General features: G+C 73.7%; 11 protein-coding genes. 4 read left to right on the top strand and 7 right to left on the bottom strand.

All coding sequences use genetic code 11. From position 1 onward, the window contains the following. Positions 1 to 9: 9 nt before the first annotated feature. From AC0OO9_RS25200 to AC0OO9_RS25180, 5 genes are all read right to left on the bottom strand, one after another. On the bottom strand, positions 10 to 1047 hold the full coding sequence (locus AC0OO9_RS25200) for an aminotransferase class V-fold PLP-dependent enzyme (RefSeq protein ID WP_484512843.1): 1038 nt from the start codon (positions 1045 to 1047) through the stop codon (positions 10 to 12). A gap of 72 nt (positions 1048 to 1119) precedes the next feature. After that, entirely contained in the window at positions 1120 to 2031 is a 912-nt protein-coding gene (locus tag AC0OO9_RS25195) for a hypothetical protein (protein WP_484512841.1), read from the bottom strand. Positions 2032 to 2072: 41 nt separating this feature from the next. Then, positions 2073 to 3314 carry an RNA polymerase sigma factor gene (locus AC0OO9_RS25190; protein WP_484512839.1) on the bottom strand — a complete coding sequence of 414 codons (1242 nt, stop codon included), beginning with the start codon at positions 3312 to 3314 and terminating at the stop codon, positions 2073 to 2075. A gap of 68 nt (positions 3315 to 3382) precedes the next feature. Beyond that, positions 3383 to 3754 carry a YciI family protein gene (locus tag AC0OO9_RS25185; RefSeq protein ID WP_484512837.1) on the bottom strand — a complete coding sequence of 124 codons (372 nt, stop codon included), beginning with the start codon at positions 3752 to 3754 and terminating at the stop codon, positions 3383 to 3385. A 42-nt stretch (positions 3755 to 3796) separates the two neighbouring features. Further along, complete coding sequence (locus AC0OO9_RS25180; protein ID WP_484512836.1) at positions 3797 to 4432, bottom strand: DUF998 domain-containing protein; 636 nt, start codon at positions 4430 to 4432, stop codon at positions 3797 to 3799. Between the two features lie 150 nt (positions 4433 to 4582). Between AC0OO9_RS25180 and AC0OO9_RS25175 the strand changes: the two genes are divergently transcribed. Then, positions 4583 to 5008: a hypothetical protein gene (locus AC0OO9_RS25175; protein ID WP_484512834.1), complete on the top strand. Its 426-nt coding sequence runs from the start codon at positions 4583 to 4585 to the stop codon at positions 5006 to 5008. A gap of 44 nt (positions 5009 to 5052) precedes the next feature. On the opposite strand, the gene dnaE is transcribed toward AC0OO9_RS25175, so the two are convergent. Beyond that, on the bottom strand, positions 5053 to 8583 hold the full coding sequence (gene dnaE, locus AC0OO9_RS25170; protein ID WP_484512832.1) for a DNA polymerase III subunit alpha: 3531 nt from the start codon (positions 8581 to 8583) through the stop codon (positions 5053 to 5055). Between the two features lie 256 nt (positions 8584 to 8839). Between dnaE and AC0OO9_RS25165 the strand changes: the two genes are divergently transcribed. From AC0OO9_RS25165 to AC0OO9_RS25155, 3 genes are all read left to right on the top strand, one after another. Further along, a complete protein-coding gene (locus AC0OO9_RS25165; protein WP_484512830.1) occupies positions 8840 to 9403 on the top strand; it encodes an RNA polymerase sigma factor in 564 nt (187 codons plus the stop codon). Then, positions 9400 to 10020, top strand: a complete 621-nt coding sequence (locus AC0OO9_RS25160) for a hypothetical protein (RefSeq protein WP_484512828.1) — start codon at positions 9400 to 9402, stop codon at positions 10018 to 10020. The genes AC0OO9_RS25165 and AC0OO9_RS25160 overlap by 4 nt, the downstream gene beginning before the upstream one ends. A gap of 86 nt (positions 10021 to 10106) precedes the next feature. Next, a complete protein-coding gene (locus AC0OO9_RS25155; protein WP_484512826.1) occupies positions 10107 to 11003 on the top strand; it encodes an NmrA/HSCARG family protein in 897 nt (298 codons plus the stop codon). A gap of 235 nt (positions 11004 to 11238) precedes the next feature. Here the strand turns inward: AC0OO9_RS25155 and AC0OO9_RS25150 are convergent, their stop codons facing one another. Then, complete coding sequence (locus AC0OO9_RS25150; RefSeq protein WP_484512824.1) at positions 11239 to 12720, bottom strand: serine/threonine-protein kinase; 1482 nt, start codon at positions 12718 to 12720, stop codon at positions 11239 to 11241. Positions 12721 to 12858: the final 138 nt, after the last annotated feature.

The following is a 12858-nucleotide window of genomic DNA, read 5'->3' as shown; positions in this document are numbered from 1 at the left end:
ACCCCGGCCTCAGCCGGTGAGCGCGTCCAGGGCGAGGTCGACGTCGGCCTCCGTGGAGTAGACGTGGAAGGACGCCCGCACCCGGCCGGCACGGACCGCCGCCCGGACGCCGGCCCGCTCCAGCCGCTCCGCCGCGCCCGGCACCTCCACCGCGACGATCGCGCTCTCCCCCGGCGGGCGGCCCAGCCCGGCGAGGAACCGGTTGGCCAGGGCGACGTCGTGGGCGTGCACGGCCGGCACGCCGATCTCGGCGAGCAGTTCCAGTGCGGGGGCCGTGCCGACCCAGCTGAACCACGCCGGCGAGATGTCGAACCGGCGCGCGTCGTCGGCCAGGCGCAGCGGCAGGCCGTAGTAGGAGGCGTGGGGGTCGTCCCCCGCGTACCAGCCGGCGGCGTCGGGGCGCAGCCGCTCCCGCAGCCCGGGCGCCAGGTAGGCGAACGCGGAGCCGCGCGGGGCCATCAGCCACTTGTACGCGCCGACCGCGACCACGTCGGCGAGGCTCGCGTCGAACGGCAGCCAGCCGCACGCCTGGGTGGCGTCGACCGCGACGAACGCGCCGTGCGCCCGGGCCGCCGCGACGATCTCGGCGTACGGGGCGACCGCGCCGTCGGCCGACTGCACCAGACTGAACGCGACCAGGTCGGTGTCGGCGTCGATCGCGTCGACGAGCCCGGCCAGCGGCACGGTACGCACCCGCACGCCCCGCTCGACCTGCACCAGCCACGGGAAGAGGTTGGAGGTGAACTCGACCTCCGGCACCACGACGGTCGCGCCGGCGGGCAGGGCGGCGGCGACCGGGGCCAGCAGCTGCGAGACCGTGCTGCCGACCGTGACGTCGGCGACCGGCACCCCGACCAGGCCGGCGAAGGCGGCGCGCGACCGCTCGGTGGCCTGGCCCCAGCCCTCCCACGACGTGCGCCCGGCCCGCCAGTCGGTCAACGCCTCCTGCACCGCGTCCCACACCGGATCGGGCGGGAGCCCGTAGCTGGCGGTGTTCAGCCAACCCGGCTGCGACTGCCACAACTTCTGTGCCTGTGCGATCTCCACCCCACCGACGCTAGCGACCGGTGCCGCGTACCTCCGATGGCCAATCCCGCGCTCGCGGCCCCGGGTGCTGGTTCAGGTCGCCGCGCGCAGGGCGTGCAGACCTCGTCGCACCTCGTCGAGCCCCCGGTCGAGGTCCCAGGCGGCGATCTCGTGCAGCGGATGACGCTCGCGCAGGAGCCGGACCAGTTCCAGGCCGACCAGGTAGCCGCAGCGGCGCGGCAGGTCGCCCCGGTGGGCGCTGCCGCGCATGAGGAACCAGGCGGCGTACCGGTCGGGGTCGGTGGCGTCCACGTCGGCGGCGATCCGGTGCAGGACCTCCGGCCAGCGGCGCCGGCAGTCGGCGAGCCACCGCCGATGGGTGGCGCCCATCCAGTGGTACTCGTCGTCCGGTCGTCGCGGGTCCAGCTCGGCCGTCACCTGGGTGGCCAGCCCCTCGGTGAGCAGCGCGGCAGCGACCCCGTGCTCCGGCCAGTCCCGGATGCGGGCCAGCCGGTCGTGCACCACGTGCGCCACCTCGTGCCGGACCAGCAGCTCGTCGTGCTCCGGCTCGCCGAGCCGCTCGACGGCGAGGAACAGGGCGAAGCGGCCCCGGAACTCGTCGGCCCAGCCGTTGGCCTGCTCCAGCCCGACCAGCAGGACGCAGTCGAGCGGATCCCCGTCGCCCGGCCAGCCCATCGCCCGGCCCACCCCGGCGACGGTGGCAGGCAGCAGCGCGGCCAGCCGCTCCGCGCGCGCGGCGAACACCGCCTCCCGCCCGTGCAGCCGCTCCAGGACGGCTTCGAGGTCGCCCACGCCGGACCAGTCGCCCTGGCGGTCCAGCGCCGCGTACAGGTCGCGGTGGGGTGCCAGGTAGTGCGTCCGCCACAGCTGCGCCCACCGTTGCCGGGGGACGTGCGCGGCGCGGCTCGCGTACGCCAGGAAGTCCGGCACCAGGTCGCGGACCCGCAGCGGACTCGCGACGGCCTCCCCGGCGGGCACGGTCATGCCCGCGATCATGCCGCATCCGCCGCAGGCGCGCTCGATCGTCAGTCGAGGCGGTCGGCGCGGTGAAGCAGGTACCGCCGCTCGACCTGGTTGGCCGTCAGGGTGGCCGCCTCGCGGTACCGCGTCGCCGCGCCTCGCGCGTCGCCGGTCATCTCGAGCAGGTGGGCGCGCACCGCGCGTTCCCGTTGCCGGGTCAGCGGTTCCCGGTCGAGCCCGAAGCGCCGGTTGAGGTCGTCGAGCAGGGCCAGCCCCCGGGCCGGCCCGTACGCCCGGGCCACGGCGACCACCCGGCTCAGCCGTACCGGCGCGGTGGGGTGCAGTCGTTCGAGCCACAGGTAGAGCGCCGCGATCTGCGGCCAGTCGGTGTTCTCCGGCGACCCGGCGTCGGCGTGCACGGCCGCGATCGCCGCCTGCAACTGGTAGGGGCCCACCTCGCGCCGGTGCCAGACGCTGTCGATCAGCGCGGTGCCCTCCCGGATGAGGTCGGGGTTCCACCGGGTCCGGTCCTGCTCGTCCAGCGGCACCAGCTCGTCGTCGCGGCCGGTGCGGGCGGCACGCCGCGACTCGGTGAGCAGCATCAGCGCGAGCAGGCCGGCGACCTCGGCGTCGTCAGGCAGGCTGGCGTGGAGCATCCGGGCCAGCCGGATCGCCTCGCGGGTCAGGTCCACGCGGGCGAGTTCGGCCCCGGCGGAGGCCGTGTAGCCCTCGTTGAAGATCAGGTAGAGGACCCGCGTCACCGCGGTCACCCGGTCGTGCCGGTCGGCGTCGGTCGGCGGGATGAAGCGGGCGCCGGCACGGGCCAGTTGCTGTTTGGCGCGGCTGATCCGGGTACCCATGGTGCCCTCGGTGGTCCCGTGGGCGTGCGCGATCTCGGCGGTCGTCAGACCCCCCACCGCGCGCAGCGTGAGCGCCACCCGGGAGCTGCTGCTCAGCGCCGGATGGCAGCAGAGCAGCAGCAGGGTGAGGCTGTCGTCGGTCTCCGGCGGAGGGGAGGCCAGCCGGGCGGGTTCCCGCATGGCCAGTTCGGCTGTTCCGGCCTCCCGCTCGCGTCGGCGCCGGGCCCCCTCGGAGCGGAGCAGGTCGACCATCCGCCGGTAGCCGATCCGGATCAGCCAGCTGCGCGGGTTCTCCGGCACGCCGTCGACCGGCCACGCCCGGCTCGCGGCGAGCAGTGCCTCCTGCACCGCGTCCTCGGCGACGTCGAAGTGCCCGAAGCGCCGCACCAGCGCGCCGAGCACCTGCGGCGCCTCGGAACGCAGCAGGTGCTCGACGTCCGTGGGCACGCCGGCGTCCCCCTTCGTACCCGCGCCCGGGCCTGCGCCCGCAATGGGTGCGGGCCGGCGCGGAGGGGTCATGCCGTGAAGTCCTCGCCCATGATCGGCCGGATCTCGATGGGCTCACCCAGCGCCTCGACGATCCGCGAGGCGATCTCGACGGCCCGTTCCCGACTTGCCACGTCGATGACGGCGAAGCTGGCCAGGACCTCCTTCAGCTCGGCGAACGGCCCGTCGGTGGCTATCACACCGGCCGGGGTCGGGCGGATGGTGGCGCTGACCACGGGGTGGCCGAGGCCCTCGCTGCCGACGAGCTCGCCGGTCTCGGTCAGCTCCCGCTCGAACCTCTGGTACGCGGCGAACGCGGCCATCGCCTCCTCGGACGGGACATCGGCGGTCGCGCCGTCCCAGGCGGCGGCCGGCGTGTAACTGAGCAGCAGGTATTTCACGGGTTCTCTTCCTGGTCGGGCCTGGATCGACGGTACGTGGGGTCAGGCGGGACGGCGAAGGGACAGGGCGAGGACTGTCGTCCAGGTGAAGGCGACGAGTCCGTTCACGGCGATCTCGATGCTCATCCGGTCCGGCGACATGGGCAGCAGCAGGACGAGCGCGGCGAGGCCGCTCAGCACGGCCGGCAGCACGGACCGGCGGCGCCCGCACCGCACGGCCAGCACGATGGCGGCGACGGCCAGCGCGGTGAAGGCGACGGTGGCCGAGGCCGAGTGCGCGACGCTGTGCCAGGACATCCGGTCGACCGGACCGTCGGGGGTGCCGGCCGGGAAGCCGTTCTCCGGATCCATGGTGAACAGGCCTGCGGCGACCAGGCCGACGCCGAAGGTCCCGACGAGGATCGGCAGCGCGCGCCGGCCGGCCCCCTCGGTGAGGGCGCGGCTGATCCCGGCGGCCAGCGCCAGCCCGCCGAGGCCGGCGAGGACGAACGTCGTGATCTGGATCCAGCCGAGGCTGCCGGTGGCGAGCTGGCTGATCGGGTGCCGGGTGATGTCGAAGCCCTCCCGGGTCAGCATCTGGACGACGGCCGAGGCGAAGAAGACCGGTCCGGCGAGGGCACCGGCCAGCAGCAGGTGGTCGGAAGAGCGGCGGACGGCGGGGACGGCGAGGGTGGCCACGGGTTCCTCCTTGGTGGGTTCCTGCCGCTACCTCGTGGCCGGCCCAGGGATCTCGACACGGCCATGCGGTGATCGGGGTCACATCAGGCGCGTGTCGAGACCTTCCGGCCGCCTCCGAGGTACCGGCAACGACCCAGCAAGGAGGACGACATGTCTGAAACCCCTGAGCCGAGCGCCGACCTGACGGCCCTGGACCGCCTGGTCGGCACCTGGACGGTCACCGGCGGGGCCGAGGGAACCGTGACGTACGAATGGATGGAGGGCCGGTTCTTTCTGCTCCAGCGCGTCGCGCTCACCCAGTTCGGCCAGCCCGTCACCGGCCTGGAGGTGATCGGCAACCTGCGCCCGTTCGGCGAGCCGGTGGGCGCGGACGTGGTGTCGCGGTTCTACGACTCGACCGGCAACACCCTCGACTACGTCTACGAGCTGACCGGCGACAAGCTGACGATCTGGGGCGGCGCGAAGGGCAGCCCGGCGTACTACGAGGGCACGTTCAGCGCCGACGGCACCACGGTCACCGGCGAGTGGGTCTACCCCGGTGGGGGCGGCTACCCCTCGACCATGACCCGGGTCTGACCTCGCCCACCCCGCCGGCCAGGCTGGCCGGCGGGGTGGTGGCGTCAGCTGACGTTGGCGGGGCCGAGGACGCTCTTCAGGTCGCCCATCAGCGCGGTGGTGGCCGCCACCCGGAACGGCCCCAGCCGCAGGGTGGTGGTCCGGCCGCCGTTGAGCAGCTTGACGTGCACCTCGGTGTCGCCCGGATGCAGCACCAGGGTCTCCTTGAGCCGCTCCACCAGCGGCGGGGTGCACCGGTGCACCGGGATGGTCAGGGTGACCGGCTTGCTCCCCGGGGTGCTGCTGACGTCCGGCATGGACATGTCCATCGCCATGATCCGGGGCGTGTCGTCGCGCCGGTCCACCCGCCCCTTGACGACCACGATGGCGTCCTCGGCGATGTACTGCCCGATCACCTCGTAGGTGTTGGGGAAGAAGAGGGCCTCCACGCCGCCGGCGAGGTCCTCCAGGGTGGCCGAGGCCCAGGCCCGGCCCTGCTTGGTGACCCGCCGCTGCACCCCGGAGAGGATGCCGGCGAGGGTCACCACGGCCCCGTCCGGGACGGTGCCCTCCTCCGACAGGGAGGCGATGGTGCAGTCCGCCGCTGCGCCGAGGACGTGCTCCAGGCCGAAGAGCGGGTGGTCGGAGACGTAGAGGCCGAGCATCTCGCGTTCGAAGGCGAGCTTGTCGCGCTTGTCCCACTCCCCGTCGCCGATGACCGGCATCACCGTGGTGCTGTTGGTCTCCGCGTCGCCGAAGCCGGCGCCGAAGAGGTCGTACTGGCCGACGGCCTCCTTGCGCTTGACGTCGGCGTACGCGTCGATCGCCTCCGCGTGCACGGTGAGCAGCGCCTTGCGGGAGTGCCCGAGCGAGTCGAACGCCCCGGCCTTGATCAGCGATTCGATGGTCTTCTTGTTGCAGACCACGGCGTCGACCTTCGACAGGAAGTCGTAGAAGTCGGCGTACTCGCCCTTCTCCTCCCGGCAGCGCATGATCGCGGCGACCACGTTCGCCCCGACGTTGCGCACCGCGCCGAGGCCGAACCGGATCTCCTTGCCGACCGGGGTGAACGGCCCCGCGGAGGTGTTCACGTCCGGCGGCAGCACCTGGATGCGCATCCGGCGGCACTCCGAGAGGTAGAGCGCCATCTTGTCCTTGTCGTCGCCGACGGACGTGAGCAGCGCCGCCATGTACTCGGCCGGGTAGTGCGCCTTCAGGTACGCGGTCCAGTACGACACCAGCCCGTACGCCGCCGAGTGCGCCTTGTTGAAGGCGTAGCCGGCGAACGGGACCAGCACGTCCCAGACCTTCTGGATCGCCTCGTCCGAGTAGCCCCGCTCCCGGCAGCCGTCCCGGAAGGGGATGAACTCCTTGTCGAGGATCTCCTTCTTCTTCTTGCCCATCGCGCGGCGCAGCAGGTCGGCCTGGCCGAGGGTGTAGCCGGCGAGGATCTGCGCGGCGCGCTGCACCTGCTCCTGGTAGACGATCAGGCCGTAGGTGGGCGCGAGGATCTCGCGCAGCGGTTCCTCCAGCTCCGGGTGGATCGGGGTGATCTCCTGGAGGTTGTTCTTGCGCAGCGCGTAGTTGGTGTGCGAATCGACGCCCATCGGGCCGGGCCGGTAGAGCGCGAGGACGGCGGAGATGTCCTCGAAGTTGTCCGGCTTCATCATCCGCAGCAGGGAGCGCATCGGCCCGCCGTCGAGCTGGAACACGCCCAGGGTGTCGCCCCGGGCCAGCAGCTCGTACGCGGCCCTGTCGTCCAGCGGCAACGCCAGCAGGTCCAGCTCCTTGCCGTGGTTGAGCTGGATGTTCTTCACCGCGTCGTCGATGATCGTCAGGTTGCGCAGGCCGAGGAAGTCCATCTTCAACAGCCCGAGCGACTCGCACGTCGGGTAGTCGAACTGGGTGATGATGACCCCGTCGGAGTCCCGGCGCATCAGCGGGATGTGGTCGATGATCGGCTCGGCGGACATGATGACGCCGGCGGCGTGCACGCCGGTCTGCCGGATCAGCCCCTCGATGCCCCGCGCGGTGTCGATGACCTTCTTGACGTCCTGTTCGGCCTCGTACATGCCCCGGATCTCGCCGGCCTCGGCGTAGCGGGGGTGCTTGGGGTCGAAGATGCCCTCCAGGGGGATGTCCTTGCCCATCACCGCCGGGGGCATCGCCTTGGTGATCCGGTCGCCCACCGCGTACGGGTAGCCGAGCACCCGGGCCGAGTCCTTGATCGCGGCCTTGGCCTTGATGGTGCCGAAGGTGGCGATCTGGGCGACCTTGTCCTCGCCCCACTTGTCGGTGACGTACTTGATGACCTCACCGCGCCGACGCTCGTCGAAGTCGATGTCGACATCCGGCATGGAGACGCGCTCGGGGTTGAGGAAGCGCTCGAAGATCAGGCCGTGCGGGATCGGGTCGAGGTCGGTGATGCCCAGCGCGTACGCCACGAGCGAGCCGGCGGCCGAGCCACGGCCGGGGCCCACGGCGATGCCCTGGTTCTTGGCCCACTGGATGAAGTCGGCGACCACGAGGAAGTACGACGGGAAGCCCATCTGGATGATGACGCCCAGCTCGTACTCGGCCTGCCTGACGTGCCCCTCGGGGATGCCGCCGGGGTAGCGCCGCTCCAGCCCGGCGAAGGTCTCCTTGCGGAACCAGGACTCCTCGGTCTCCCCCTCCGGGACGGGGAAGCGCGGCATCAGGTTGTGGAACTCGAACATCCCCGCGGGGTCGACCTTCTCGGCCACGAGCAGGGTGTTGCGGCAGCCCTCCAGCCAGAAATCGGAGTTGTCGACGGCGCGCATCTCGTCGGCGGACTTGATGTAGTAGCCGCTGCCGTCGAACCGGAACCGGTTCGGGTCGGCGACGTTCGCCGCCGTCTGCACGCAGAGCAGCACGTCGTGCGCCTCGGCCTGCGACTCGTGGGTGTAGTGCGAGTCGTTCGTGACCACCGGCGGGATGTCCAGCTTGCGGGAGATGTCGTGCAGCTCCTGGCGGACCCGGCTCTCGATGCTGATGCCGTGGTCCATGACCTCCAGGAAGTAGTTCTCCTTGCCGAAGATCTCCTGGTACCGCGCGGCGGCCTTGAGCGCCTCGTCGTACTGGCCCAGGCGCAGCCGGGTCTGCACCTCGCCGGAGGGGCAGCCGGTGGTGGCCATCAACCCGTCGGAGTTCGCGGCGAGCAGCTCCGCGTCCATCCGCGGCCACTTGACGAAGAACCCCTCCGTGTACGACCGGCTGGTGAGCTTGAAGAGGTTGTGCAGGCCGGTCTTGTTCTTCGCCCAGATGGTCATGTGGGTGTAGCCGCCGCTGCCGGAGACGTCGTCGCTCTTCTGCTCCGGCCGGCCCCACTTCACCCGCTGCTTGTGGAACCGCGACTCGGGCGCCACGTACGCCTCGATGCCGAGGATCGGGGTGACGCCGGCAGCCATCGCCTGCTTGTAGAAGTCGTTCGCGCCGTGCATGTTGCCGTGGTCGGTCATCGCCACCGCCGGCATGCCCTGCCGCTTGACCTCGGCGAAGAGGTCCTTCAACCGGGCCGCCCCGTCGAGCATCGAGTACTCCGTGTGCACGTGCAGATGCGCGAACGAATCGCCCATGCGTGGCGCCCCCCGGGTCGGATCTTGGGTTGGTCGAGCTCGGACGGCCTACCCTATCGCCGCCGGGAAACGCGGCTCCAGACGCCGCGCGGACAGGGCCGGGCCGGGTGGCGCGCGTCTCTCCGCCGCCCCGCCCCGCACGCTCGGCGGGGCCCGCGACGGCTGCCGGCAGTCGGTTCCCGGACTCGGGGCGCCCCGATCGGCGGCGGCGGCCGTAGCCTGGGCGGACGGTACCCGGCGAGCATTGGACGACCTGATGCCCCTCCCGGACGGTGTCGAGGAGCTGGTCGAGTCGGCGGCGCGCGGCGATCCCGCGGCGCTCGACGCGCTGCTGGTCGCGGTCCGCCCGGAGGTGCTGCGGCTCTGCGCCCGCCTGCTGCCGAACCGCCAGGACGCCGAGGAGGCGTGCCAGGACGCGCTGCTCGCGCTGGCCCGGGGCGTCGGCCGGTTCGAGGGCCGCTCGTCGTTCCACACCTGGCTGTACCGGCTGACGGCCAACCGGGCCCGCTCGACGTACCGGGTGCTGCGGCGGCGCTGGCTGGTGGAGGCCGGCGGCGTGCCGCTGCCGGAGCCGGTGGACCCGCGCCGCACGAGCGTGGTCGCCGGCACCCGGCTGGACCTGCTCGACGCGCTCGACGCGCTGCGCCCCGAACTCGCCGAGGCGGTGACCCTGCGCGACGTCCTGGGCCTGGGCTACCGGGAGATCGCCGGCCTGCTCGGCGTGCCGGAGGGCACCGTCAAGTCGCGGATCCACGAGGCCCGCCGGCAGCTGCGGCACCGGCTCTCCGCTGAGCCCGCCGCCGACGAGGGCCGGCGGTGACGGCGACGGGCCGCCGCCGGGGCTTCGGCGGCGCACGGTTCTCCGCGCCGCGGCTCGCCGGGATCGCGGTGGCCGCCGTGACCGTGGCCGTGCCGCTCGCGGGGTGCGGCGGCGGGGACGCTCCCGTCTCGCCGCTGCCCGTGCAGGCACCGGCCTCCCGCTCCCCCGGCCCGGCCCCGCCCTCCCCGTCGGCCCTCCCGCCGTCGGCCTCCCCGCCGCCGCCGAGCACGCCAGGCCGTCCGCCGGGCACGTCGGCCGCCGTCCCGCCGTCCCGCCGGCCCCCGCCGGCTGCGCCCCCGACGACCGCCGCCGGGCGTACGCCGACCGCGACGCGCTCGCCGGGCGGGCTGCCCGGCACCTGCTTCGGGGCGGTACGCCACGACCTGGTGCTGGCCGAGACCGAGCTGGCGCTGGTGCGCTCGCTCTGCTTCGCGACCGGCGGGGTGCTGCGGATCATCGGCATCGGGCCGGGTGAGGTCGACGTGGACCGGGAGGACCTGGTCTCCCGCAGCTACGAGGCGGGGGTGGTCGACATCCGGTTCGTCCGCCCCGGCACGGTGGACGTGCTGATCCCCCAGGGCGGTACGACGCACACGGTCACGGTGGTGGTGCGCTAGCTCCGCCGGAAGGCGCGGGCGTACGCCCCCGCCGATGGCGGCCCTCGCCGTCGGGCTGACCAGTCGTTTCCCTAGGCTGGACCGTCATGACGGAGCGGAAGACGATCCTCGTGACCGGCGCCACCGGCAATCAGGGCGGCGCCACGGCCCGCCGGTTGCTCCAGGACGGCTGGCAGGTGCGGGCACTCGTCCGCGATCGGGCCAGGCCGGCCGCGCGCCTCCTCGCGGAGCAGGGCGCCACCCTGGTCGAGGGGGACATGGACGATGCCGGGTCGCTACGCGCGGCGATGCGCGGCGTGCACGGTGTCTTCAGCGTCCAGGCCCTGGCGCACACCCCGGACGGCCTCGCGGCCGAGGTCAGGCAGGGCAGGACGATCGCCGACGTGGCCGGGGAGACAGGTGTCGCGCACCTGGTCTACAGCTCGGTGGGCGGCGCGGAGCGGCGGACCGGCATCGACCACTTCGAGACCAAGGCCGAGATCGAGCGGCACATCCAGGCGTCGGGCCTGCCCGCGACCATCCTGCGCCCGGCGTTCTTCATGAACAATCTCCTCCACCACGCCGACGCCGAGGGAGAACGGGTCCTGCGCCTCCAGGTCCTACCCGACCGACCGCTGCAGATGATCGCCTCCGACGACGTCGGCCGCATCGCCGCGTACGCCTTCGCGCACCCCGCGGACCACCTCGGCACGCAGATCGAGATCGCCGGGGACGAGCTGACCCTCACCCGGGTCGCCGAGATCTACGAGGCGCTCACCGGCACCCCCACCCGCCTGGAACCGCAGCCGGTCGAGCACCGCATGTACGCCTGGTTCGCCGAGAGCGGATACCAGGCCGACATCGCCGGCCTGCGCAACCGGTTCCCCGGGCTGCTGACGTTCGAGGAGTTCCTGCGCGACCGCCTCGGCCGGGCGGCGGCGTCCGCTGGGCACGGGGACCGGGCCGGGGAGCCCGCGGACCGGGGCGGGCCCCGGGAGAGCTAGTGCCTCGTTCCAGAGCGGTGTCCGTCGGTGGCGGATCCGCACGTACGACGCTGTCGAGCTGATGTCGCAGACGACTCACCGCCCCCTGGTGCCCCAGTAGTGGCCCGACGACGCCTGATGTCACAGACGACTCAGCTCGACAGCGTCATCCGATCCTCCCGCCCGCGGACCGGCTCGGCGGCCACCGCCGCCCCACGCACCGTGGAGTACCCGCGTAGGGCTACCTGACGAGGCACTAGTCCACCCGCACCCTGGCCAGCAGCGTGTCGACGAAGTCGGCCCGGCTGCCGGCCGGGGGCGTGATCTGCACGTAGACCAGGCCGGCGCGGCCGGGTGCGAGCCCGGCGACCTCGACCACCTCGGGCCGTCCCCGGTCGCAGGTGAACCGGGCCACCACCCAGTCCACGCCCGCCTGTCGGGTGCGGCGTACGGGCGCGGCGGCACACCCCGCGTGGGAACGCTCGGCGACGAAGCCCGCCGGGCTGGTGCGCGCGGCGATGCTGACGGAGAGCCCGACGAAGGCACCTGGCACGGTGGGGTCGGCCGCCCACCGGTGCGGGTCGGGCGACATCACCAGGGCGGGTTCGAGCCGGCCGTCGGGTCCGTACCGTCCGGCCCAGCCGGTGCCGGTGGCCCGCCACCCGGGCGGCAGCGCGACGGTGACCGGCCCGCTCGTCCAGCTTCCGGCGTCCCGCCGGCCCGTCGTGTCGTCGCCGGCGGTGGCCCCGGCCGCCAGGAGGGTCAGGACCCCCAGCGCCAGCGCGCCGAGCCGCCGCCGGGCGACCGGCCGCCCCGCCGTGCGCGCCCGCCGGGCCGGATGCCTGACCGTCCCGGCGACCGGCACAGGGGCGGCCGGCACGGAAGCGGCCGGCACGGAAGCGGCCGGCACGGAAGCGGCCGGGGCGGGGGCAGCCGACGCGGGAGCAGCCGGCGCAGGGCGGCGCAGGGCGGCGCGGAAGGCGGTGGCGTCCGGGTACCGGTCGGCGGCCCGGGGCGCGGTGGCCCGCCGCAGGACCTCGGCCACCTCCGGCGGGGCGCCCACACCCGCCGCCTGGGCGACGGCGACGGCACCGAGGGCGGCAGCGACGTCGGGGGCCGGGGCGAGGAGGCGGAGGCCGAGCCGGCCCAGCGCGTACACGTCGGCGCGGGTGTCGACGATGGCGAACGGGTCGTCCTGCTCCGGGGCCATGTAGCCGGGGGTGCCGGCCCGGGCGGTGAGACCGGAGGCGGCGGCGAGGGCCTTGGCCAGCCCGAGGTCGGCGATCAGCACCCGCTCGCCGTCCGGGCCGGAGCGGAACAGGACGTTGCCCGGGCTCAGGTCGCGGTGCACCACGCCGTGCCGGTGCAGGACGGCGACGCCGGCGGCGATCTCGGCCAGCAACTCCAGGGCGGCGGGCGCCGGCATCGCCCCGGCCGCCAGACGGTCGCGCAGGCTGCCGCCGTCGGCCCAGGTCAGCACCGAGTACGGCCGGCCGTCGGCCAGCTCGCCGACCGCGTGGACGCGGACCAGCCGCTCGTCGTCGAGCCGGCGCAGCAGGCGGGCCTCGTCCAGGAAGCGCTCCCGTACCCGCAGGTCGTGGTGCCAGTTCTCGGCCAGCACCTTGATCGCCACCCGGGAGTCGAGCACCGGGTCGTGGGCCAGCCACACCGTCGCGAACGACCCCGTGCCCAGCAGCCGCTCGACCCGGTAGGGCCCGATCCGCCCCGGACTGGTCACCGCACCACCCCCGACACCGGCACCGCCGGTCGCCGTTCCGCCTCGACAGTAGACGCCGCAACGGGCCGGGGGCAGCCCGCGACGCCACGCGGGGTCGGCGCGTCGGGCGGGTCGGGGCGCACCGGTCGGGAAACCGAC

Source organism: Micromonospora sp. USAFONa4 (assembly GCF_057197825.1).
The sequence above is the reverse complement of the archived record's forward strand: the minus strand, read 5'-3'. Positions and strand labels throughout refer to the sequence as shown.